The sequence below is a fragment of the Nocardioides panaciterrulae genome (genome assembly GCF_013409645.1).
Taxonomy (GTDB): domain Bacteria; phylum Actinomycetota; class Actinomycetes; order Propionibacteriales; family Nocardioidaceae; genus Nocardioides; species Nocardioides panaciterrulae.
This window is the reverse complement of record NZ_JACCBG010000001.1, coordinates 3,642,540-3,665,641: the sequence shown is the minus strand read 5'-3', so window position 1 is coordinate 3,665,641 and position 23,102 is coordinate 3,642,540. Positions and strand designations below refer to the sequence as shown.

The following is a 23,102-nucleotide window of genomic DNA, read 5'->3' as shown; positions in this document are numbered from 1 at the left end:
GCTCGGGGCGTTCGTCGTTCCCGGCCCCTTCCCGATGGTCTCGAGTCCGGAAGGAGACCCATGGCGCGGGCAGACAAGCAAGCCGCCGTCGCGGAGATCGTTGAGTCGTTCAACGGTGCCGCCGGTGCTGTGCTGACCGAGTACCGCGGTCTCACCGTGAAGCAGCTGCAGGAACTGCGGCGCTCCCTCGGTGCGAACGCCAACTACGCCGTGGTCAAGAACACGCTGGCCAAGATCGCCGCCTCCGAGGTGGGCATCGACGGCTTCCAGGACCTGCTGACCGGCCCGACCGCGATCGCCTTCATCAACGGCGACGTGGTCGAGGCGGCCAAGGGTCTGCGTGACTTTGCCAAGGCGAACCCCACCCTTGTGATCAAGGGTGGCGTCCTCGACGGCAAGCCCCTCGACGCTGCGGAGGTCGCCAAGCTGGCCGACCTCGAGTCGCGTGAGGTGCTGCTGGGCAAGCTGGCCGGCGCGATGCTGGCGTCGCTCAGCCAGGCCGTCTACCTGCTCAACGCCCCGCTCGCCCAGGCCGCCCGTCTCGCGGGTGCGCTGCAGGCGAAGGCCGAGCAGGACCCCTCGATCCTCGCAGGTGGTGCTGGCCAGGAGTCCGACTCCAGCCCCGTCGCCGCCGAGGAGGCCTCGGCGTCCGACGACGCTGCCGAGGCCCCCGCTGACGAGGCGCCCGCCGCGGCGGACGCCTCCGACGAGGGCGAAGCCACCGAGGCCTGAGCTCCCGCTCGGACCGAGGTACCCACCACCTGAAACCCGGCCCGGCCCCACGAGGGGCGGGCCACCGAATGGAAGGAACCGCCACCATGGCGAAGCTCACCACCGACGAGCTGCTCGACGCGTTCAAGGAGATGACCCTCATTGAGCTGAGCGAGTTCGTGAAGCAGTTCGAGGACACCTTCGGCGTCACCGCGGCCGCCCCGGTCGCCGTTGCCGCGGCCCCCGCCGCCGGCGGCGCCGCTGGTGGTGCCGAGGAGGCCGCCGAGCAGGACGAGTTCGACGTCGTGCTCGAGGCCGCCGGCGACAAGAAGATCAACGTCATCAAGGAGGTGCGCGCCCTCACCTCGCTCGGCCTGAAGGAGGCCAAGGAGCTGGTGGAGTCCGCCCCCAAGGCGATCCTCGAGAAGGTCGCGAAGGACGCTGCGGAGAAGGCCAAGGAGGCCCTCGAGGGCGCCGGCGCCACCGTCACCCTCAAGTGACCCGTCGCCGGGTCGACCAACCTCGACCCGGCGTCGCTCGCCAGGGGCGACCACCCGTCACGGGTGGTCGCCCCTGTCGCGTCTCCGGACCCCTCGCGGCCGGGCACTCCCCGGAGGTTTCCGTTCGTCGACTCGCGGGCAAGGAGAGGTCGGGAGCGTCGAATGTGGCGTGGCTCACTGGTGACGGGGTGGCAACTCACGCGTAACCTCGCCGCCGGTGTCCCGTTGTTACTCACCAGTGGGCCTCGGGGGAGACAGGGCCCCCGTGCCTGCGGGGGAGGACCCGCAGCGGGCGTGGGACGGTCGAGGGAGAGTGCCGGCATGGGCGTGGAGATCAAGGTCGAGGGCTTGTCGAAGTCCTTCGGCAAACAGTTGATCTGGGGTGACGTGACCCTGACGGTGCCGGCCGGTGAGATCTGCGTGATGCTCGGCCCCTCCGGCACCGGCAAGTCGGTATTCCTGAAGACCCTGATCGGGCTGCTCAAGCCCGACACCGGCTCGATCGTGATCGAGGGCACCGACATCGCCAGCTGCAGCGAGCGCGAGCTCTACGAGATCCGCAAGCTCTTCGGTGTGCTGTTCCAGGACGGCGCCATGTTCGGCTCGATGAACCTCTTCGACAACGTCGCCTTCCCGCTGCGCGAGCACACGAAGAAGTCCGAGTCCGAGGTCCGCGACATCGTCATGGAGAAGATGGACCTGGTCGGCCTGGTGGGCGCCGAGGACAAGCTCCCCGGCGAGATCTCCGGCGGCATGCGCAAGCGCGCCGGCCTGGCCCGCGCGCTGGTGCTCGACCCCGAGATCGTGCTCTTCGACGAGCCCGACTCCGGCCTGGACCCGGTCCGCACCGCGTTCCTCAACCAGCTGATCGTCGACCTGAACGCGCAGATCGACGCCACCTTCCTGATCGTCACCCACGACATCAACACCGCCCGCACGGTCCCGGACAACATCGGTCTGCTCTACCACCGGCACCTGGCGATGTTCGGCCCCCGCGAGATGCTGCTGTCCTCCGAGGAGCCCGTCGTACGCCAGTTCCTCAACGCCCAGCGGGTCGGCCCGATCGGCATGTCGGAGGAGAAGGACGCCGACGAGCTCGAGGCCGAGAAGGATCAGGAGCTCCCGCCGCTGCCCCCGATCCCGATGCAGATCGAGCCGTCCAACGGCATCCCGCGGCGCAGCCAGCGCGAGCCCGGCGCGTGGTGCCGCGAGAACGGCGTGACGCCGCCGCCCGGCTCGTTCGAGGACAACATGCCCCTGACCACCGGCGCCTGAGGGAGACATCGACGTGGCCACCCTCACCGCCAGCCGGGCCCTCGCCCCGGTCGGGACCGCAGGCAAGCTGTTCGCCTTCGGCCTCGACGTCGGGCGCGGGCTGTTCCGGCGGCCCTTCCAGCTGCGGGAGTTCCTGCAGCAGGCGTGGTTCATCGCCTCGGTGACGATCGTCCCCACGGCGCTGGTCGCCATCCCGTTCGGCGCGGTCATCGCGCTGCAGGTCGGCGGCCTGATCAAGCAGTTCGGGGCCCAGTCCTTCACCGGCTCCGCCGCGGTCCTCGCGGTGGTCCGCGAGGCGGGACCGATCGCGACCTCCCTGCTGATCGCGGGCGCGGGCGGCTCGGCGATCGCCGCCGACCTCGGGGCGCGCAAGATCCGCGAGGAGCTCGACGCGATGATGGTGCTGGGCATCGACCCGATCCAGCGCCTGGTGGTGCCCCGGGTGCTCGCCTGCATGTTCGTGGCGGTCTTCCTCAACGGCCTGGTCAGCGTCGTGGGCGTGGCCGGCGGCTACTTCTTCAACGTGGTGCTGCAGGACGGCACCCCAGGCGCCTACCTAGCAAGCTTCACCGCGCTGGCGCAGCTGCCCGACGTGTGGCAGGGCCTGATCAAGGCCCTGGTCTTCGGCCTGATCGCGGCGATCGTCGCCTCCTACAAGGGCATGAACGCCGCGGGCGGACCGAAGGGGGTGGGTGACGCGGTCAACGAGTCCGTGGTCATCACCTTCATGTTGTTGTTCGTCGTCAACTTCGTGATGAGCGCGATCTACTTCCAGCTCGTCCCGCCGAAGACGGGTTGAGGTCCATGGCCAGCATCAAGGCGGTCTACACCAGACCGCTCAAGACCCTCGACGGTCTGGGTGGAGAGCTCGCGTTCTACATCCGGGCGCTGCTGTGGACCCCGCGCACCGTGCGCCGCTACAAGAAGGAGATCCTGCGCATCCTGGCCGAGGTCACCCTCGGGTCCGGCGCGCTGGCGGTCATCGGCGGCACCGTCGGCGTGATCACCGCGATGTGCTTCTTCACCGGCACCGAGGTCGGCCTGCAGGGGTACGCCGCGCTCAACCAGATCGGCACCGCCGCGTTCGCCGGCTTCGTCTCCGCCTACTTCAACACCCGCGAGATCGCGCCCGTGGTCGCGGCGATCGCGCTGGCGGCGACCGTGGGCTGCGGCTTCACCGCGCAGCTGGGCGCCATGCGGATCTCGGAGGAGGTCGACGCGCTCGAGGTGATGGCGATCCCGTCGCTGCCGTTCCTGGTGACGACCCGCATCATCGGCGGACTGATCGCGATCATCCCGCTCTACGTCGTGGGCCTGCTCTCGTCGTACTTCGCCACCCGGCTCACGGTGACGGCGTTCTTCGGCCAGAGCACCGGCACCTACGACCACTACTTCAACGAGTTCCTGCCGCCGGGCGACGTGCTGTGGTCCTTCGGCAAGGTGCTGGTCTTCGCGGTGCTGGTCATCCTCATCCACTGCTACCACGGCTACAACGCCACCGGCGGCCCGGCCGGCGTCGGCGTGGCCGTCGGCAGGGCGGTGCGCACCAGCATCGTCGCCATCAACGTCATGGACCTGCTGCTGTCGATGGCGATCTGGGGCGCGAGCACCACCGTCCGGCTGGCGGGGTGAGGGCATGAGGATCCTGGGTCACGTCAAGCTGCTGGGCATCGTGTTCCTGTGCCTGCTGCTGGCCGGCGTCTACCTGACCTACGCGGTGTTCACCAAGAAGTTCGTGGACTACGACAAGGTCACCCTGCAGACCTCGGCGATCGGCCTCCAGCTGCCCAGGCGGGCCGACGTCAAGGTCCGCGGCGTCATCGTCGGGGAGGTCCTGGGCTTCGACGCGACCGCGAACGGTGCGGACGTCACGCTCGGGCTCTACCCCGACCAGGTCGACACCATCCCTAAGAACGTCTCCGGCTCGATCGTGCCCAAGACCCTCTTCGGCGAGAAGTACGTCTCGCTGGTGGTCCCCGACGACGCCTCCCCCCAGCACATCGAGGCCGGGGCCACCATCACCCACACCCGGGTGTCCACCGAGGTGGAGCAGGTGCTCTCCGACCTCTACCCGCTCCTGCGCACCGTGCAGCCGGCCGCGATCAACCAGACGCTCAACGCGCTGGCGACCGCCCTCGAGGGCCGCGGCAAGGAGATCGGCCAGAACCTCGAGACCGTCGACAGCTACCTCAAGCGGGTCAACCCGCAGATCCCGGCCCTGGTCCAGGACCTGCGGATGACCGCGGACGTCTCCGACAACTACGCCCAGGTGATGCCGCAGGTCGCGCAGATCCTGCGCAACACCGTGAAGACCACGGGCACCCTCGAGGACCGGCAGGCCCAGCTGCACGCGCTGTTCACCGACGTCTCGGCCTTCTCCGACACCGCCGCCAGCTTCCTGCAGCAGAACGGCGACAACCTGATCCGGCTCGGCCAGGTGGGCCAGGCCCAGCTCCGGGTGCTGGCGAAGTACTCCCCGGAGTTCCCGTGCCTGACCAAGGGCATCGTGAACGCCGGCAAGCTGCAGGCGGAGGCCTTCCGCGGCTTCACGCTGCACATCGTGCTCGAGACCCTGCCCAACCAGCCGCGGGGCTACGGCGCGCAGGACCGGCCGAGGTACGGCGAGGACCGTGGGCCCTCCTGCCTGCACCTGCCCGACCCGCCCTGGAACCAGGCCAACCCGGTGCGCCACCAGCCGAACTTCGACGACGGCGTCGACGAGCCCACCGGCAAGGGCACCGACCGGGTCGCGCCCGGCTACTACCGCGCCGACCTCGCCGGGAGCCCTCAGGAGACCGCCCTGCTCAAGTCCCTGCTGGCGCCCACGCTCGGCGTCACCGCCGACGACGTGCCGGACCTCGGCGTGCTGCTGCTCGGCCCGATGGCGCGCGGAGCGGAGGTGTCGCTGCGATGAAGCTGCTCGACCGGAGGACCACCTCCGACCTCACCAAGCTGCTGATCTTCGTGGTCGTCACCACGCTGGCCACCGGCGTCCTCGTGATCACCATCGGCAACCTGTCCTTCGCCCCGAGCAAGGACTACCGGGCCGAGTTCGTCGACGCCACCGGGGTGGTCAAGGGCGACGACGTGCGGATCGCGGGGGTGAAGGTCGGCACGGTCCAGGACATCTCGATCGTCGACCGCGACCGGGCGATGGTGACCTTCAGCGTCCGGTCCGACACCGCGCTGAGCCGGGCGACCCACGCGGCGATCCGCTACCGCAACCTGGTCGGCCAGCGCTACATCTCGCTGACCCAGGAGATCGGCGACGGGGCGCAGCTCCAGGAGGGCGACACGATCCCCGTCGCCCAGACCTCACCGGCGCTGGACCTGACGGTGCTGTTCAACGGGTTCAAGCCGCTGTTCCAGGCCCTGTCGCCCGCCGACGTCAACAAGCTCTCCTACGAGATCATCCAGGTCTTCCAGGGCGAGGGCGGCACGCTCGAGGACCTGCTGTCCCACACCGCCTCGGTCACCTCCACGCTGGCCGACCGGGACAAGGTGATCGGAAGCCTGATCGACAACCTCAACGAGGTGCTCGACCACATCGGGGACCGCGACGACCAGCTCAGCCAGCTGATCAAGACCTTCCGCACCTTCGTCGGCGGGCTGAAGGACGACCGCCAGGCGATCCTGGGCTCGCTGGACCAGATCTCGGAGCTGTCGGTGCAGACCGCCGACCTGGTCTCGGGGATCCGGCGGCCCTTCGTCGACGACGTCAAGCAGCTGCGGGCGGTGGCCGGCAGCCTCGACCGCGGCAAGAGCGAACTGGACCGGACGCTGCAGGTGCTGCCGATCAAGCTGCAGAAGGTCGGGCGGACCGCGATCTACGGCTCGTGGTTCAACTTCTACCTGTGCCACTTCCAGGGCCGGGTGCGGCTGCCCGGCGGCAAGTCGCTGCCGCTCGACTACAACACCGGGTCCGACCGCTGCGACCTCGGAGGGAACAACTGATGTCCGTGCCCTTCCGCGAGCGCAATCCGGTGGTGATCGGGGCCGTGAGCCTGGCCATGATCGCGCTGCTGATGCTCGCCGCCTTCCGCGCCCAGGACCTGCCGCTCATCGGCGGCGGCGACACCTACTACGCGGACTTCTCCGAGTCCGGCGGCCTCAAGATCGACGACGAGGTGCGGATCGCCGGCGTCCGGGTCGGCAAGGTCGACAGCGTCACTCTCGACGGGGACCACGTCCGGGTCGCCTTCAAGATCGACAGCAGCAGCGGGTTCGGCGACCAGACCCGGGCCGCGATCAAGGTCAAGACCCTGCTCGGGGCGATGTACCTCTCCCTCGAGCCCGCCGGGGCCGGCCAGATGACGGCGGGCACCGAGATCCCCGAGTCGCGGACCAGCTCGCCGTACAACGTGGTCGACGCCTTCTCCGGGCTGGCGCAGACCTCCGAGCAGATCGACACCAAGCAGCTGGCGACCTCGCTGACCACGCTGGCCGACCTGACCCGCAACACCCCGAAGGACTTCCGCAACGCCCTCGACGGCGTGTCGCGGCTGTCGTCGAACGTCGCCGCCCGCGACCAGCAGATCAACACGCTGCTGAAGAACCTCAAGCGGGTCAGCGGCGTCCTCGACCAGCGCGACCAGGACATCGTCGGGCTGATGAAGGACTCCGACGTGCTGTTCAAGGCCCTCGTCGCCCGCCGCCAGGCCGTGCACAACCTGCTGGTCTCCACCTCGACCCTGTCCAAGGAGCTGACCGCCCTGGTGAAGCAGAGCCGCGCCGACCTCAAGCCCGCACTGACCCACCTGGACAACGTCGTCGCCGTGCTGAACAAGAACGAGGACAACCTCGACAACAGCCTGCGGCTGATGGCGCCGTTCTACCGGGTGTTCGCGAACACCCTGGGCAACGGTCCGTGGTTCGACACCTACATCCAGAACCTTCCTCCGGTTCCGCAGGTCGGGTGAGCGGCCGTGCTGAAGAGACTCATCGTGCCCGCCGTGATCGTCGCGCTGCTCGCCACGGCCGCGGTCGTCATGTTCCGCGGGGGCGACCAGAAGACGCTGGTGGCCAAGTTCCCCCGGGCGGTCTCCGTCTACGAGGGCAGCGACGTGCGGATCCTCGGGGTGCCGGTCGGCGAGGTCGACTCGGTGACCCCGTCGGGCACCGACGTGGTGGTCAAGATGTCCTACGACCCGAGCGTGAAGATCCCGGCCGACGCCAAGGCCGTGATCATCGCGCCCTCGATCGTCGGCGACCGCTACATCCAGCTGACGCCGACCTACGAGCCGGGTGACCACGTGATCGCCGACGGCGCGGTGCTCGACACCGACCGCACCGCGGTCCCGCTGGAGCTGGACCAGATCTACGCCTCGGTCGACGACCTGACCGTGGCCCTGGGCCCCACCGGCGCCAACCACGACGGCGCGCTGTCGGACCTGCTGGAGACCACGGCGAAGAACTTCGGTGGCGAGGGCGCCCAGTTCCACCGGACGGTGCAGAACTTCAGCAAGCTCAGCGCCACCCTCGACGACAACAAGGACGAGCTGTTCGGCTCCGCCCGCCAGCTGGAGGGGTTCATCTCGACGCTGGCCCGCAACGACCAGACGGTGCGCAGCTTCAACACCTCGCTCGGCAACGTCTCCTCGATGCTGGCGGGGGAGCGGCAGGAGCTGAAGGCCTCGCTGCGCAACCTCGCCACGGCGATGGGGCAGGTGTCGTCGTTCGTCAAGGACAACCGCACGATCCTCGGCAAGAACATCTCCGGGCTGAACCGGGTCTCGAAGGTGCTGGTCAAGCAGCGCGGCGCCCTCGACGAGATCCTCCGCGACGCCCCGCTGGCGCTGAACAACCTGGCGCTCACCTACAACCCGCAGGCCGGCACGCTGGACACCCGCACCAACATCGGCCAGCTCGGCCAGCAGATCTCCGCCGACCCCGCCGCGTTCCTCTGCTCGCTCGTCGACCAGGCCGACCAGGGCGGCAAGTCCTGCGACCTGATCAGGCAGGCGCTGCCGCGGGCCGGCACGTTCGGCCAGGGCGGGGGCGCCCCGACCCACGACCTCTACGATCCGACCCTCGGCGGCCTGGTGGGAGCGTCCCGATGACCGGTCGCACGATGACTTCGCTCAGGCTCCTCCTCGCGCTGCTGGCCGGCTCGGTGCTGCTCAGCGCCTGCGACTTCGACGTCTACAAGCTCCCGCTGCCCGGCGGCACCGACACCGGCAACGACCCGATGACGGTCCACGTGATGTTCGCCGACGTGCTCGACCTGGTGCCGAAGTCCACGGTGAAGGTCGCCGACGTCAGCGTCGGCCAGGTCACCGACATCGCGCTGGACCACGGCGTCGCCGACGTCACGCTGGAGATGCGCAACGACACCTCGCTGCCCGCCAACGCCGTGGCGACGATCCGGCAGACCAGCCTGCTCGGCGAGAAGTTCGTCTCGCTCGCCCCGCCGTCGACCGACGCGAGCAGCCAGCGGCTGCGCGACGGCGCGACGATCCCGCTGGAGCGCACCGGCCGTAACCCCGAGGTCGAGGAGGTGCTCGGCGCGCTGAGCCTGCTGCTCAACGGCGGTGGCGTCGCCCAGCTGAAGACGATCACCCACGAGCTCAACCTCGCCCTGGACGGCCACGAGAGCGCGGCGCGCTCGGTCCTGGACCAGATCCGCACGCTGATGACCCAGCTGGACGAGAACAAGGCCGACATCGTCCACGCCATCGACTCGCTGGACAACCTCTCGGTCTCGGTGCGCAAGCAGGAGGACAGCATCGACCTGGCGCTGGAGAAGCTGCCCAGCGCGCTGACCTCGCTGGACAAGCAGCGCCACGACCTGGTCAAGATGCTGCGGTCGCTGGACCGGCTCGGGAACGTGGGCGTGCGGGTGATCAAGGCGTCGAAGGACGCCACCATCGAGAGCGTCCGCCAGCTCGACCCGGTGCTCACCGAGCTGGCTCGCGCCGGGGACGACTTCGTGAAGTCCTTCAACGTGTTCCTGACCTACCCGTTCGTCGACGAGGTGGTCGGCCGTGACCCGCAGGTCGCCCGCAACCTGCACATGGGCGACTACACCAACCTGTCGGTGGAGCTGGACCTCTCCCTCCCGGGCGCCGGCGCCTCCGGCCCCCCGACCCTGCCGACGAACCTGCCCTCGGAGATCGACCCCACGGTCATCCTCGACAACGTCACCAAGTGCCTGCGCAGCGGCGACCTCAACAGCAAGGCCTGCCGCAAGGTGCTCAGGACCCCGCAGCAGCTGCTCCAGCTCCGGCAGGAGTGCGCGAAGCGGAAGAACCGGAACAAGGACGTCTGCAAGGAGCTGAACCTGCTCCCGGGCCTGCCCACGCCCTCGGGCAGTGGGGGCGGGCTGCCGCTGCCGAGCATCTCGGTGCCCGGGCTGCCCCGCGCCGGGTTCGGCCCGACCACGCACTGGTCCCGCAAGCGCGGGCCCACGATGGGACAGCTGATGAAGGTCTACGACCCCGCCCTGGTCAGCCTGCTGGTCCCCGGGATGGTGGTCCGATGATCACCCGCCGCACCAGGCTGCAGCTGGTCGTCTTCGCGGTGATCACGCTGCTCGGCGTCAGCTACGTCGGGGCCCGCTACGCCCGCCTGGACCGCCTGGTCCACGACACCTCCTACACGGTCGTGGCCCACTTCAAGGAGTCCGGCGGGATCTTCGCCGGCGGCGAGGTGAGCTACCGCGGCGTCGGGGTCGGCCGGGTCGGGAAACTGAAGCTGACCGACTCGGGTGTCGACGTCTACCTCGACATCGACAACTCCTACGACACGATCCCGGCCGACACCCTCGCGGTGGTCGCGGACCGCTCCGCGGTGGGCGAGCAGTACGTCGACCTGCAGCCCCGGACCGACTCCTCGCCGTACCTGCAGGACAGCTCCGAGATCGCCGCGGCCGACACCCGCACCCCGATCCGGACCGACAAGTTCCTCACCGACATCACCAACACCGTGGAGTCGGTGGACAAGAAGTCGCTGCAGACCACCGTGAGCGAGCTGGGGAAGGCGTTCGGTGGCACCGGCCCGGACCTGCAGCGGATCATCGACACCGGCAACTCCTTCATCAAGGCCGCCAACGACAACTTCGACACCACCACCGCCCTGATCCGGGACGGCAACACGGTGCTGCGCGGCCAGGTCGCCTCGGAGGACTCGATCCGCCAGTTCGCCCGCGACCTGTCGCTGTTCAGCGGCACGCTGGCCGGCTCGGACAAGGCGTTGCGCGCGGTGATCGACAACGGCTCGGCCACCGCCGACCAGCTCCGCACGTTCCTGCAGGACAACCGGGTCGACCTCGCCGAGCTGATCAACAACCTGGTCACCACCGGCGACGTCGTGGTCAAGCACCTCGACGGGGTGCGGCAGATCCTGGTCGTCTACCCCTATGTCGTCGAGGGCGGGTTCACCGTCGTGTCGAAGTCGCCGGAGACCGGGCTCTACGACGCCCACTTCGGCATGGTGCTCACCCAGGACCCGAAGGTGTGCACGCACGGCTACGAGAGCACCAACATGCGCCCGCCGCAGGACGGCAGCAACGCGCCGATGAACACCAAGGCCCACTGCGCCGAGCCGCCCACCGTCAGCAACCCCCGCGGCGCCCAGAACGCCCCCCGGGCCGGCGCCGCCTACCGGGCGCCGGTCGCGTCCTACGACCCGGCCACCCACAAGCTCACGTGGGGTGGCAAGGTCGACCCCGCTCTCGCCTCGCCGGGCACCCCGGCCCCCGCAACCCTTGGAGAGGACTCGTGGAAGTGGTTGTTCCTCCAGCCCCTGGCCGACCCGCGCCGGTGACCGACGGGCGCTCGCGGGCCGCGACCTTCCGGGTCGCCGTGCTCGGCGTGCTCGTGCTCGTGCTGCTGGCCGGCTGCGGCACCCTGGTGTGGCTGGTCGCGGGCCGCCGCGGCCAGGCCGAGGAGGTCCAGCAGCAGCGGGAGGCGGTCATGTCGCAGACCGACCAGTTCATGCTGCGCATGGGCACCTACGGCCCCGATCTGCTCGACAGCAAGGGCGCGATGCCGGAGTACCGCAGCCGGGTGAAGGCCGTGATCACGCCGAAGTTCGCCGTGTCCTTCGACAAGCAGGCGGGCACCGCCGAGCAGCTGGTCGCCCAGTCCGGCGTCTCCCGCACGGCGAAGGTCTTCGCGACCGGGGTTTCGACCCTCGACGGCGACTCCGCCGAGGCGCTGGTCGCCGGCACCTTCACCGATGACTACAAGAAGGCCGGCCAGCAGGAGCCGATCCCGTTCCGCATCAAGGTGATGCTGGTGCGGACCGGCGGCAAGTGGCTGGTCGACAACTTCATGCCGGTGACCGGAGCGAACGGAGCGGGCCAGTGACCATGGTGGGCAACCCCAGCTGGTACGACCTGCTCGGCCTCGAGCACAGCGCCTCGCCGGCCGAGATCCGGTCCGCGTGGAAGGCGGCGATCGCCGACCTCGACCCGACCGACCGCCGCTTCGGCGTCTACAACCAGGCCGCCGAGGTGCTGCTGGACCGCAAGCGCCGCGCGGCGTACGACGCCGAGCTGGCCCGCCAGTCGGAGCCGGAGACCGCCACGCCGGCCGATCCGGCCACCGCCGACGGCGACCGGTCCGAGGCGAGTGCCGAGGACGGATCCGGCGTGGTGGCGACGGCCGGCCGCCGCACCGTCCCGGCGTGGCTGCTCGCGGTGGTGGGCCTGCTCGCCGCCGCCGCGGTGGTCGCCGCGGCCGTGCTGTGGGTCAAGGTGCCGTCCGACGCCTCGGTGGAGCAGTCGACGCGGGAGGCCCAGGCCGCCGCCGAGCGCGCGGTCGGCCCGATCCTGTCCTACGACTATCGCCGGCTCGACGAGGACCAACAGGCGGCGGACTCCTACCTGACCGCCTCCTACCGCCGGCAGTACGACAAGCTGTTCGCGGTCATCCAGCAGAACGCCCCGGGCGTGCAGGCGGTGGTGAAGGGCGACGTCGTCGCCTCGGGCATCGTGCGGTCCGGCGACGACCGGGTCGACGTGCTGTTGTTCGTCAACCAGTCGAAGACCAACAAGCAGCAGAAGCAGCCGGTGGTCTACAAGGACCAGGTGACGGTGACGATGCAGCGGGTCGGGGGCGACTGGCTGGTCGACGACATGGTGAGCTCGCCGGTGTCGAACTGAGCCGGGGCGGCGTCCCGGCCCGGTGCGTGGGGGCGCCGCGCCGCGCCGTCGGCGCGGACACTTGACCACATCCGTCACGCGGCGCATGATCATCGCCAACGTCTCGCCTCGTGGTGCATGCCGGTGTTGTGGCGCGCCTCGTTTTCGGGTACCGTAGCGCTTTGCGCCTGCCCTCAAATGCGAATCGCCTACCCGGTGGCTGATTTTGTGGTGGGCCGGCGCCATCCCAAGTGAGCGAACCCGTCGAAGGACACCTCTTGGCCGCGCGCACCACCACTGGTAACCCCCGCCGCATCTCTTTCGCAAAGATCGCCGAACCGCTCGAGGTTCCGCAGCTCCTCTCCCTCCAGACCAGCAGCTTCGACTGGCTGATCGGCAACGAGGCCTGGCAGGCCGAGGTCGAGCGTCGCCGCTCGCAGAACGAGGACGTCTCCGAGAAGTCCGGTCTGCAGGAGATCTTCGAGGAGATCTCCCCGATCGAGGACTTCTCCGAGACGATGTCGCTGTCGTTCGAGAACCCGGTCTTCTACGACCCCAAGTACACCGTCGACGAGTGCAAGGAGAAGGACTTCACCTACTCCGCCCCGCTCTACGTCTCGGCGGAGTTCACCAACAACGACACCGGTGAGATCAAGGGCCAGACGGTCTTCATGGGCGACTTCCCGCTCATGAGCGACAAGGGCACCTTCATCATCAACGGCACCGAGCGTGTCGTGGTCTCCCAGCTCGTCCGCTCGCCCGGCGTCTACTTCGAGCGCTCCGCGGACAAGACGTCCGACAAGGACATCTACACGGCCAAGATGATCCCCTCGCGGGGCGCCTGGCTGGAGTTCGAGATCGACAAGCGCGACATGGTCGGCGTGCGCCTGGACCGCAAGCGCAAGCAGAACGTCACGGTGCTGCTCAAGGCCCTCGGCTGGACCAACGAGCAGATCCGCGAGGAGTTCGGCGAGTACGAGTCGATGATGCTGACCCTGGAGAAGGACCACACCCAGGGCCAGGACGACGCGCTGCTGGACATCTACCGCAAGCTGCGCCCGGGCGAGCCGCCGACGCGCGAGGCGGCGCAGACGCTGCTGAACAACTACTACTTCAACCCCAAGCGCTACGACCTGGCGAAGGTCGGCCGCTACAAGATCAACAAGAAGCTGGGCCTGACCGAGGCGTTCGACCAGCAGACGCTGACCATCGACGACATCGTCGCCGCGATCAAGTACATCGTCGCGCTGCACGACGGCCGCGAGCAGCTCGAGATGCCGCAGGGCGCGATGGACATCGCCGCGGACGACATCGACCACTTCGGCAACCGGCGCATGCGCACGGTCGGCGAGCTGATCCAGAACCAGCTGCGCACCGGCCTGGCCCGCATGGAGCGGGTCGTCCGCGAGCGGATGACCACCCAGGACGTCGAGGCGATCACGCCGCAGTCGCTGATCAACATCCGGCCGGTGGTGGCGGCGCTGAAGGAGTTCTTCGGCACCTCCCAGCTCAGCCAGTTCATGGACCAGACCAACCCGATCGCCGGCCTGACGCACAAGCGTCGCCTCTCGGCGCTCGGTCCCGGCGGTCTGTCCCGTGACCGCGCGGGCATGGAGGTCCGTGACGTCCACCCGTCGCACTACGGCCGCATGTGCCCGATCGAGACCCCTGAGGGCCCGAACATCGGCCTGATCGGCTCGCTGGCCTCCTACGGCCGGATCAACCCGTTCGGGTTCGTCGAGACGCCGTACCGCAAGGTCGTCGACGGCCAGGTCACCTCGCAGATCGACTACCTCACCGCCGACGACGAGGACCGCCACGTCATCGCGCAGGCCAACGCCGCGCTCGACGACGAGGGCCGCTTCGTCAACGAGCGGGTGCTGGTCCGCCAGCGCGACGGCGAGGTCTCCGAGCTGCTGGCCGACGAGGTCGACTACATGGACGTCTCCCCGCGCCAGATGGTGTCGGTCGCGACCGCCCTGATCCCGTTCCTCGAGCACGACGACGCCAACCGCGCGCTGATGGGCGCCAACATGCAGCGCCAGGCGGTGCCGCTGATCCGCAGCGACTCGCCGCTGGTCGGCACCGGCATGGAGTACCGCGCCGCCGTCGACGCCGGCGACGTCGTGACCGCCACCAAGGCCGGTGTGGTCAAGGAGGTCTCCGCCGAGGTCATCGAGACGATGAACGACGACGGCACCTACTCGACGTACAAGCTGGCGAAGTTCCGTCGCTCCAACCAGGGCACCTGCATCAACCAGCGTCCGCTGGTGAGCGAGGGTGCGCGCGTCGAGGTCGGCTCCCCGATCGCCGACGGCCCGTGCACCGACGACGCGGAGATGGCGCTGGGCACCAACCTGCTCGTGGCGTTCATGCCGTGGCAGGGCCACAACTACGAGGACGCGATCATCCTCAGCCAGCGGCTGGTCCAGGAGGACGTCCTCACCTCGATCCACATCGAGGAGCACGAGGTCGACGCCCGCGACACCAAGCTGGGCCCCGAGGAGATCACCCGGGACATCCCGAACGTCTCCGAGGAGATGCTGGCCGACCTCGACGAGCGCGGCATCATCCGCATCGGCGCCGAGGTGACCACCGGCGACATCCTGGTCGGCAAGGTCACCCCGAAGGGCGAGACCGAGCTGACCCCCGAGGAGCGCCTGCTGCGCGCGATCTTCGGCGAGAAGGCGCGCGAGGTGCGCGACACCTCGATGAAGGTCCCGCACGGTGAGAACGGCACCGTCATCGGCGTCCGGGTCTTCGACCGCGAGGAGGGCGACGAGCTGCCCCCGGGCGTGAACCAGCTGGTCCGCGTCTACGTCGCGCAGAAGCGCAAGATCTCCGTGGGCGACAAGCTCGCCGGCCGTCACGGCAACAAGGGCGTCATCGCGAAGATCCTGCCGGTCGAGGACATGCCGTTCATGGAGGACGGCACCCCGGTCGACGTGATCCTCAACCCGCTCGGCGTGCCGCGCCGGATGAACATCGGCCAGATCCTCGAGCTCCACCTCGGCTGGCTGGCCAAGCAGGGCTGGGACCTCAACCTGTCCGCTGACGCCGGCGACGCCGACTGGAAGCAGCGGCTGATCAAGATCCACGCCGAGAAGGCCGAGCCGGACAGCCGCGTGGCGACCCCGGTGTTCGACGGTGCCCGCGAGGACGAGATCACCGGGCTGCTGGGCGCGACGATCCCCAACCGCGACGGCGAGCGGATGATCGACGAGACCGGCAAGGCCAACCTGTTCGACGGCCGCTCCGGCGAGCCGTTCCCGGACCCGGTCTCGGTCGGCTACATGTACATCCTCAAGCTGCACCACCTCGTGGACGACAAGATCCACGCGCGCAGCACCGGCCCGTACTCGATGATCACGCAGCAGCCGCTGGGCGGTAAGGCCCAGTTCGGTGGCCAGCGGTTCGGCGAGATGGAGGTCTGGGCGATGGAGGCGTACGGCGCCGCCTACGCCCTGCAGGAGCTGCTCACGATCAAGTCCGACGACGTGCCCGGTCGCGTCAAGGTCTACGAGGCCATCGTGAAGGGCGAGAACATCCCCGACTCCGGCATCCCCGAGTCGTTCAAGGTTCTCATCAAGGAGATGCAGTCGCTCTGCCTCAACGTGGAGGTGCTGTCCCAGGACGGCACGGCCATCGAGATGCGCGACGCGGAGGAGGACGTCTTCCGCGCCGCCGAGGAGCTCGGCATCGACCTGTCCCGTCGCGAGCCCAGCTCCGTCGAAGAAGTCTGAGCATCCGGCCGGCGCGCCTGCGACGGCGCGCCGGCCCCCTCAGTCCTCAGCCACACCAGAATTTCTAACGAAGGATTGCAGCCATCGTGCTCGACGTGAACTTCTTCGACCAGCTTCAGATCGGCCTGGCCACCGCGGACGACATCCGCACCTGGAGCCACGGTGAGGTCAAGAAGCCGGAGACCATCAACTACCGCACGCTCAAGCCCGAGCGTGACGGCCTCTTCTGCGAGAAGATCTTCGGTCCCACCCGGGACTGGGAGTGCTACTGCGGCAAGTACAAGCGCGTGCGCTTCAAGGGCATCATCTGCGAGCGCTGCGGCGTCGAGGTGACCCGCTCCAAGGTCCGCCGTGAGCGGATGGGGCACATCGAGCTGGCCGCGCCGGTCACGCACATCTGGTACTTCAAGGGTGTGCCGAGCCGGCTGGGCTACCTGCTCGACCTGGCGCCGAAGGACCTGGAGAAGGTCATCTACTTCGCGGCCTACATGATCACCTCCGTCGACGAGGACGCCCGGCACCGCGACCTGTCCTCGCTCGAGGGCAAGGTCGGCCTGGAGCGCGAGCGCCTCGAGAAGCGCCGCGACACCTCCATCGAGGACCGCGCCCGCAAGCTCGAGGAGGACCTCGCGTCCCTGGAGGCCGAGGGTGCCAAGGCCGACGCCCGCCGCAAGGTCAAGGACGGCGCCGAGCGGGAGATGAAGCAGCTGCGCGACCGCGCCCAGCGCGAGATCGACCGCCTCGACGAGGTGTGGAGCACCTTCAAGTCGCTCAAGGTCCAGGACCTCACGGGCGACGAGATGCTCTACCGCGAGATGAAGAACTGGTTCGGCAAGTACTTCGAGGGCCACATGGGCGCCACGGCGATCCAGAAGCGCCTCGAGTCCTTCGACATCGAGGCCGAGATCGAGTCGCTGCGCGACACGATCGCCAACGGCAAGGGCCAGCGCAAGGTCCGCGCCCTCAAGCGCCTCAAGGTCGTCGACGCGTTCCGCAAGACCGGCAACAAGCCGCAGGGCATGGTGCTCGACGCCGTCCCGGTCATCCCCCCGGACCTGCGTCCGATGGTGCAGCTCGACGGTGGCCGCTTCGCGACCTCCGACCTCAACGACCTGTACCGCCGGGTGATCAACCGGAACAACCGCCTCAAGCGGCTGCTCGACCTCGGCGCGCCCGAGATCATCGTCAACAACGAGAAGCGGATGCTCCAGGAGGCCGTCGACTCGCTGTTCGACAACGGCCGCCGCGGTCGTCCGGTCACCGGCCCGGGCAACCGGCCGCTGAAGTCGTTGTCCGACATGCTCAAGGGCAAGCAGGGCCGGTTCCGCCAGAACCTGCTCGGCAAGCGCGTGGACTACTCGGGCCGTTCGGTCATCGTGTCGGGTCCGCAGCTCAAGCTGCACCAGTGCGGTCTGCCCAAGCAGATGGCGCTGGAGCTGTTCAAGCCGTTCGTGATGAAGCGGCTGGTGGACCTCTCGCACGCGCAGAACATCAAGTCCGCCAAGCGGATGGTGGAGCGCGCGACGTCCGGTGCCCGGTACGCCGTGGTGTGGGACGTCCTCGAAGAGGTCATCACCGAGCACCCGGTGCTGCTGAACCGGGCGCCGACCCTGCACCGCCTCGGCATCCAGGCCTTCGAGCCGCAGCTGATCGAGGGCAAGGCCATCCAGATCCACCCGCTGGTCTGCTCGGCCTTCAACGCCGACTTCGACGGTGACCAGATGGCCGTGCACCTGCCGCTGTCGGCGGAGGCCCAGGCCGAGGCCCGGATCCTGATGCTGTCGACGAACAACATCTTGAAGCCGTCGGACGGTCGGCCCGTGACCATGCCGACCCAGGACATGATCATCGGCCTGTTCTTCCTCACCACCGACCGTGAGGGCGAGCCGGGCGAGGGACGGGTGTTCTCGTCCCAGGCCGAGGCGATCATGGCGTTCGACCGTGCCGAGATCAGCCTGCAGAGCAAGGTCAGGATCCGCCTCGACGACATCGTCCCGCCGCTGGACCTGGAGCTGACCGACTGGGAGGAGGGTCGCTCGCTGACCCTCGAGACCACGCTGGGCCGCACCCTGTTCAACGACACCCTGCCGGCCAACTACCCGTACGTGAACTACGAGGTGGGCAAGAAGGCCCTGGGCGCGATCGTCAACGACCTCGCCGAGCGCTACAGCAAGGTCGAGGTGGCGGCGTCGCTGGACGCGCTGAAGGACGCCGGCTTCCACTGGGCGACCCGCTCGGGCGTGACCGTCTCGATCGACGACGTGACCACCCCGCCGGAGAAGGCCGCGATCCTCGAGGGCTACGAGGCACAGGCGGCCAAGGTCCAGAAGCAGTTCGAGCGCGGTCTGGTCACCGACGACGAGCGCCGCCAGGAGCTCATCGAGATCTGGACCCAGGCGTCCAACGACGTGGCGAAGGCCATGGAGGCGACGTTCGACCGGACCAACCCGATCTTCATGATGGTCGACTCCGGTGCGTCCGGAAACATGATGCAGATCCGTCAGGTCGCGGCCATGCGTGGCCTGGTGGCGAACCCGAAGGGCGACATCATCCCGCGGCCGATCAAGGCGAACTTCCGTGAGGGCCTGACCGTGCTGGAGTACTTCATCTCCACCCACGGTGCCCGCAAGGGCCTCGCCGACACCGCGCTGCGGACCGCCGACTCGGGCTACCTGACCCGTCGCCTGGTGGACGTCTCGCAGGACGTCATCATCCGCGAGGACGACTGTGGCACCGAGCGCGGCCTGCCCAAGCGGATCGGCGAGCGGCGTGAGTCCCCGGATGGCTCGGGTGCGACCGTCGTCAAGCACGAGAACGCCGAGACCGCGGCGTACGCCCGTTCGGCGGCCACCGAGGTCACCCACCCGGAGACCGGCGAGGTGCTCGCCGCCGCCGGTGAGGACCTCGGCGACGTCAAGATCGGTGAGCTCATCGCCGCGGGGATCGAGGAGGTCAAGGTCCGCTCGGTGCTGACCTGTGACGCCAAGACCGGCACCTGCGCGAAGTGCTACGGCCGTTCGCTGGCCACCGGCAAGCTCGTCGACATCGGTGAGGCGGTCGGCATCATCGCCGCCCAGTCCATCGGTGAGCCGGGCACCCAGCTGACGATGCGTACCTTCCACACCGGTGGTGTGGCCTCCGCGGACGACATCACGCAGGGTCTGCCCCGCGTGGTCGAGCTCTTCGAGGCCCGCTCCCCGAAGGGCCGCTCGCCGATCGCGGAGGCCTCGGGCCGGATCACGATCGAGGAGACCGACAAGGCCCGCAAGGTCCTGGTCACCCCGGACGACGGCTCGGAGGTCCAGGAGTACCCGGTCTCCAAGCGTTCGCGCCTGCTGGTCGCCGACGGCGACCACATCGAGGTCGGCCAGATGCTCACGGTCGGTACCCCCGACCCGCAGGACGTGCTGCGCATCCTGGGCGTCCGCAAGGCGCAGGAGCACCTGGTGGACGAGGTGCAGAACGTCTACCGCTCGCAGGGCGTGTCGATCCACGACAAGCACATCGAGATCATCGTCCGGCAGATGCTGCGGCGGATCACGGTGATCGAGTCCGGTGACACGACCATGCTCCCGTCGGACCTGTTCGACCGGGTGAAGTTCGAGGAGGAGAACCGGCGCGTGGTCTCCGAGGGCGGCAAGCCGGCCTCGGGTCGCCCGGTCCTCATGGGCATCACCAAGGCCTCGCTGGCGACCGAGTCGTGGCTCTCGGCGGCCTCCTTCCAGGAGACCACCCGCGTCCTCACCGACGCGGCGATCCACGGTCGCTCGGACAGCCTGCGCGGTCTGAAGGAGAACGTGATCATCGGAAAGCTGATCCCGGCGGGCACCGGCCTCGAGCGGTACCGCAGCATCCGGGTGGAGCCGACCGAGGAGGCCCGCGCCGCGGCGTACTCCGTCACCGGCTACGACTCCTACGACTACGAGTTCGGCAGCACCGGCGGCCAGGCCGTCGCGCTGGACGACTTCGACTTCGGGTCCTACCAGTCCTGACGATCTCGTCGCTCGTCACGGAGCCCCCGTCACCCTCCAGGGTGGCGGGGGCTCCGCGCATCTGCGGGAAAAGGTCGCCCGGGCCGGCAACTCCTGGGGCTCCGGCGGTGTCCTATCTCCTGCAACGAGAGGAGAGATCGTGAAACTCATCAAGATGGCCGGCGCGCTCGCCGTCGCCGGACTCGTCGTCGCCGGGTTGGTGACGCCCGCCGGCGCCGCCCAGGCGCGGCCCGCGGAGTGCACCAACGCCGAGCTGACGGCGTCCTACCACCGCACGGACGCCGGCATGAACCACGTCTACGGCCGGATCGTGCTGCGCAACACCTCGGACCACGCGTGCACCGTCCGCGGCTACGGTGGGCTGTCGTTCGTCGGGCACGGTGACGGCACCCAGATCGGTGCCGCGGCCCAGCGGACCCCGAGCCGGGTCCGCACGATCGTGGTCCGGCCGGGCCAGCGGGTGGTCAGCGAGGTCGCGCAGGGCCGGACCGCGCCGTACCCGAAGCGCCGCTGCCACCCCACGCACGTCGACGGGTTCCGGGTCTACCTCCCCGACGAGACCCGCGCCCAGTACGTCCCGCACCCGACGAGGGGCTGCCGCAACCCGCACGTGCACCTGCTGGCGCACCAGGCCTACCGGCGGCCCTGACCGCCGGACGACGGGCAGCCCCGACCCGACGCACGGGGAGGCCCGACCCGACCGGTGTGCGGACCGGCGACCGGTGACCTGCGAGAATCGGGCGCGTGAACGCCGTGCCTCCCGCCTCCACCGACGTGTTGGTCGTCGGCGCCGGCCCCGCGGGGTCCGCGGCGGCCGCGTGGTCGGCCCGGGCCGGACTGGACGTGGTGCTGGCCGACGCGGCGGTCTTCCCCCGGGACAAGACCTGCGGCGACGGGCTGACGCCCCGCGCGATCGGTGAGCTGCAGCGGCTCGGCCTCGAGGACTGGCTGCGCGCCCACACCGTCAACCAGGGGCTGCGCGCCCACGGGTTCGGGCAGACGCTGCTGTTGCCCTGGCCCGGTGGGTCGCTGCCCGACTGGGGCTCCGCGGTGGCCCGCACCGAGCTGGACGACCACCTGCGCACGACCGCGATCAAGGCCGGGGCCACCGCCGTGGACGGCGCCAAGGCGATCGACGTGCACCTCGAGGACGGCCGCGTGGTCGCCGTGACGTTCGAGCGGACCGGCGCGGGCGGGTCGTCCCGCTTCGAGGTGCGGTGCCGGCGGCTGGTCGTGGCCGACGGCGTGCGCTCCCCGCTGGGCAGGCTGCTCGGCCGGGAGTGGCACCGCGACACCGTGTACGGCGTGGCCGGCCGCTCGTACGTCTCCTCGACGATGTCCGACGACCCGTGGATCAGCTCGCACCTCGAGCTGCGGGGAGCCGACGGCGAGATCCTGTCCGGCTACGGCTGGATCTTCCCGCTCGGGACCGGCGAGGTGAACCTCGGCGTCGGCACGCTGGCCACCGCCAAGCGGCCGGCCGACGTGGCCATCAAGCCCCTGATGCGCTTCTACGCCGACGAGCGCCGCGCGGAGTTCGGGCTCGGCGAGGAGCTGCGGATGCCCACCTCGGCGCTGCTGCCGATGGGGGGTGCGGTCTCCCACGTCGCCGGGCCCAACTGGGCGCTGATCGGCGACGCCGCCGGCTGTGTCAACCCGCTCAACGGCGAGGGCATCGACTACGGGCTGGAGACCGGGCGGCTGGTCGCCGAGGTGCTGGCCGACGGCGACGACCTCGGCACCGTGTGGCCGGCGCTGCTGCGCCAGCTCTACGGGGAGTCGTTCTCGATCGCGCGCCGCCTCGCCGGGCTGGTGACGGTCCCGCGGCTGTTGCCGACCCTCGGCCCGGCCGGCATGCGCTCGGACCGGCTGATGACGCTGGCGCTGCGCTGGATGGGCAACCTGGTGACCGACGAGGACCGCGACCGCGCGGCCCGGGTCTGGCGCTGGGCCGGCCGGCGCTCGCTGGCGCGCGACGCCCGCCCACCCTTCAGCTGATGCGCGAGGGCTGGTACCGGTCGGTCAACGTGCTCGGCCGGGTCCTGCTGTGGCTGCTGGGCATCTCGGTGCGGGTGCGCGGCCAGCAGCACCTGCCGCGGTCCGGGCCCGTGGTGCTGGCGTCGGTGCACGGCTCGTTCCTCGACTTCGTGCTGGTCGAGAAGGCGGCGCTCGAGCGCGGACGGCTGGTGCGGTTCCTGTGCCGGCACGACGTGTGGCGGGCCCCGTTGGTGGGACGCGCGATGGACGGCATGCGGCACGTCCCGGTCGACCGGGAGGCCCCGGCCGCGGCGTACCTCACCGCGCGCCGGCTGCTGGGCGAGGGCGAGGCGGTCTGCGTCTTCCCCGAGGCCGGCATCTCGCACTCGTTCACGGTCCGGTCGCTGATGCGCGGGGCCGCGGCGCTGGCGGTCGAGACCGGTGCGCCGCTGGTCCCGGTCGTGGTCTGGGGCGGCCAGCGGGTGCTGCCGCTGGGTCGCCACGGGCGGCGCCCGCGGCCCGACCTGCGGCGCGGCGCCCCGGTCGACGTCTGCTTCGGGCCCCCGCTGCCGGTGTGTCCCGGCGACGACCTCACCCGGCTGACCGAGCGGCTCGGCCACACCCTCACCGCGATGCTGGAGCAGGTCCAGCGGTTGCCCGCGCACCGGCCCGCGGAGGGGGAGTGGGCGCCCTGGTACCCCGCCCACCTGGGCGGGGACGCGCCCGACCGGCGGGCGGCGCTGTTGCTCGACGAGGTGCCCCGCGCGGCCCTCCCGCCGAGCTGGGGGCCCACGGTCGACGACCCACTACGGTGAGGCCC

18 protein-coding genes are annotated in these 23,102 nt (G+C 69.7%); all 18 read left to right on the top strand.

Annotated features, from left to right (window positions below; translation table 11 throughout):
• The first annotated feature begins 60 nt into the window (after nucleotides 1–60).
• The 18 genes from rplJ to BJZ21_RS17350 all read left to right on the top strand — a co-directional run bounded on the left by rplJ (nucleotide 61) and on the right by BJZ21_RS17350 (nucleotide 23,097).
• Nucleotides 61–732: a 50S ribosomal protein L10 gene (gene rplJ / locus BJZ21_RS17435; protein ID WP_179664927.1), complete on the top strand. Its 672-nt coding sequence runs from the start codon at nucleotides 61–63 to the stop codon at nucleotides 730–732.
• Nucleotides 733–818: 86 nt separating this feature from the next.
• A complete protein-coding gene (gene rplL, locus BJZ21_RS17430) occupies nucleotides 819–1,211 on the top strand; it encodes a 50S ribosomal protein L7/L12 (protein WP_179664925.1) in 393 nt (130 codons plus the stop codon).
• Nucleotides 1,212–1,532: 321 nt separating this feature from the next.
• Complete coding sequence (locus BJZ21_RS17425; RefSeq protein ID WP_179664923.1) at nucleotides 1,533–2,486, top strand: ABC transporter ATP-binding protein; 954 nt, start codon at nucleotides 1,533–1,535, stop codon at nucleotides 2,484–2,486.
• 13 nt (nucleotides 2,487–2,499) lie between these two features.
• Nucleotides 2,500–3,285, top strand: a complete 786-nt coding sequence (locus BJZ21_RS17420) for an ABC transporter permease (protein ID WP_179664922.1) — start codon at nucleotides 2,500–2,502, stop codon at nucleotides 3,283–3,285.
• A gap of 5 nt (nucleotides 3,286–3,290) precedes the next feature.
• Nucleotides 3,291–4,118, top strand: a complete 828-nt coding sequence (locus BJZ21_RS17415; RefSeq protein WP_179664920.1) for an MlaE family ABC transporter permease — start codon at nucleotides 3,291–3,293, stop codon at nucleotides 4,116–4,118.
• 4 nt (nucleotides 4,119–4,122) lie between these two features.
• Nucleotides 4,123–5,400 (top strand): MCE family protein, encoded by a 1,278-nt coding sequence (locus BJZ21_RS17410; RefSeq protein WP_179664918.1) that lies wholly within the window; start codon nucleotides 4,123–4,125, stop codon nucleotides 5,398–5,400.
• Nucleotides 5,397–6,440 carry an MCE family protein gene (locus BJZ21_RS17405; RefSeq protein WP_179664916.1) on the top strand — a complete coding sequence of 348 codons (1,044 nt, stop codon included), beginning with the start codon at nucleotides 5,397–5,399 and terminating at the stop codon, nucleotides 6,438–6,440. The genes BJZ21_RS17410 and BJZ21_RS17405 overlap by 4 nt, the downstream gene beginning before the upstream one ends.
• A complete protein-coding gene (locus tag BJZ21_RS17400; RefSeq protein WP_179664914.1) occupies nucleotides 6,440–7,405 on the top strand; it encodes an MCE family protein in 966 nt (321 codons plus the stop codon). The genes BJZ21_RS17405 and BJZ21_RS17400 overlap by 1 nt, the downstream gene beginning before the upstream one ends.
• 6 nt (nucleotides 7,406–7,411) lie before the next feature.
• The gene (locus BJZ21_RS17395) at nucleotides 7,412–8,545 is read left to right on the top strand and encodes an MCE family protein (protein WP_343052198.1); all 1,134 of its coding nucleotides are present in this window, start codon (nucleotides 7,412–7,414) and stop codon (nucleotides 8,543–8,545) included.
• Between the two features lie 11 nt (nucleotides 8,546–8,556).
• Nucleotides 8,557–9,966 (top strand): MCE family protein, encoded by a 1,410-nt coding sequence (locus tag BJZ21_RS17390; protein ID WP_218851536.1) that lies wholly within the window; start codon nucleotides 8,557–8,559, stop codon nucleotides 9,964–9,966.
• Entirely contained in the window at nucleotides 9,963–11,249 is a 1,287-nt protein-coding gene (locus BJZ21_RS17385; protein WP_179664910.1) for an MCE family protein, read from the top strand. The genes BJZ21_RS17390 and BJZ21_RS17385 overlap by 4 nt, the downstream gene beginning before the upstream one ends.
• A complete protein-coding gene (locus BJZ21_RS17380) occupies nucleotides 11,246–11,794 on the top strand; it encodes a hypothetical protein (protein WP_179664909.1) in 549 nt (182 codons plus the stop codon). Before BJZ21_RS17385 ends, BJZ21_RS17380 begins: the two co-directional genes overlap by 4 nt.
• Entirely contained in the window at nucleotides 11,791–12,591 is an 801-nt protein-coding gene (locus tag BJZ21_RS17375; protein WP_179664908.1) for a J domain-containing protein, read from the top strand. The genes BJZ21_RS17380 and BJZ21_RS17375 overlap by 4 nt, the downstream gene beginning before the upstream one ends.
• A 257-nt stretch (nucleotides 12,592–12,848) precedes the next feature.
• Nucleotides 12,849–16,313: a DNA-directed RNA polymerase subunit beta gene (gene rpoB, locus BJZ21_RS17370; RefSeq protein WP_218851535.1), complete on the top strand. Its 3,465-nt coding sequence runs from the start codon at nucleotides 12,849–12,851 to the stop codon at nucleotides 16,311–16,313.
• 86 nt (nucleotides 16,314–16,399) lie between these two features.
• A complete protein-coding gene (locus BJZ21_RS17365; RefSeq protein WP_179664904.1) occupies nucleotides 16,400–20,305 on the top strand; it encodes a DNA-directed RNA polymerase subunit beta' in 3,906 nt (1,301 codons plus the stop codon).
• A 139-nt stretch (nucleotides 20,306–20,444) separates the two neighbouring features.
• Nucleotides 20,445–20,954 carry a DUF4232 domain-containing protein gene (locus tag BJZ21_RS17360; protein ID WP_179664902.1) on the top strand — a complete coding sequence of 170 codons (510 nt, stop codon included), beginning with the start codon at nucleotides 20,445–20,447 and terminating at the stop codon, nucleotides 20,952–20,954.
• Between the two features lie 95 nt (nucleotides 20,955–21,049).
• Entirely contained in the window at nucleotides 21,050–22,303 is a 1,254-nt protein-coding gene (locus BJZ21_RS17355; protein WP_179664901.1) for a geranylgeranyl reductase family protein, read from the top strand.
• A complete protein-coding gene (locus BJZ21_RS17350; RefSeq protein ID WP_179664899.1) occupies nucleotides 22,303–23,097 on the top strand; it encodes a lysophospholipid acyltransferase family protein in 795 nt (264 codons plus the stop codon). The genes BJZ21_RS17355 and BJZ21_RS17350 overlap by 1 nt, the downstream gene beginning before the upstream one ends.
• Nucleotides 23,098–23,102 lie beyond the last annotated feature (5 nt).

Bases quoted from the DNA above. Each gene is read 5' to 3' on its own strand.
- rplJ (WP_179664927.1), top strand. From the start codon at position 61: ATGGCGCGGGCAGACAAGCAAGCCGCCGTCGCGGAGATCGTTGAGTCG.
- BJZ21_RS17410 (WP_179664918.1), top strand. From the start codon at position 4,123: ATGAGGATCCTGGGTCACGTCAAGCTGCTGGGCATCGTGTTCCTGTGC.
- BJZ21_RS17405 (WP_179664916.1), top strand. From the start codon at position 5,397: ATGAAGCTGCTCGACCGGAGGACCACCTCCGACCTCACCAAGCTGCTG.
- rplL (WP_179664925.1), top strand. From the start codon at position 819: ATGGCGAAGCTCACCACCGACGAGCTGCTCGACGCGTTCAAGGAGATG.
- BJZ21_RS17350 (WP_179664899.1), top strand. From the start codon at position 22,303: ATGCGCGAGGGCTGGTACCGGTCGGTCAACGTGCTCGGCCGGGTCCTG.
- BJZ21_RS17385 (WP_179664910.1), top strand. From the start codon at position 9,963: ATGATCACCCGCCGCACCAGGCTGCAGCTGGTCGTCTTCGCGGTGATC.
- BJZ21_RS17415 (WP_179664920.1), top strand. From the start codon at position 3,291: ATGGCCAGCATCAAGGCGGTCTACACCAGACCGCTCAAGACCCTCGAC.
- BJZ21_RS17425 (WP_179664923.1), top strand. From the start codon at position 1,533: ATGGGCGTGGAGATCAAGGTCGAGGGCTTGTCGAAGTCCTTCGGCAAA.
- BJZ21_RS17400 (WP_179664914.1), top strand. From the start codon at position 6,440: ATGTCCGTGCCCTTCCGCGAGCGCAATCCGGTGGTGATCGGGGCCGTG.
- BJZ21_RS17390 (WP_218851536.1), top strand. From the start codon at position 8,557: ATGACTTCGCTCAGGCTCCTCCTCGCGCTGCTGGCCGGCTCGGTGCTG.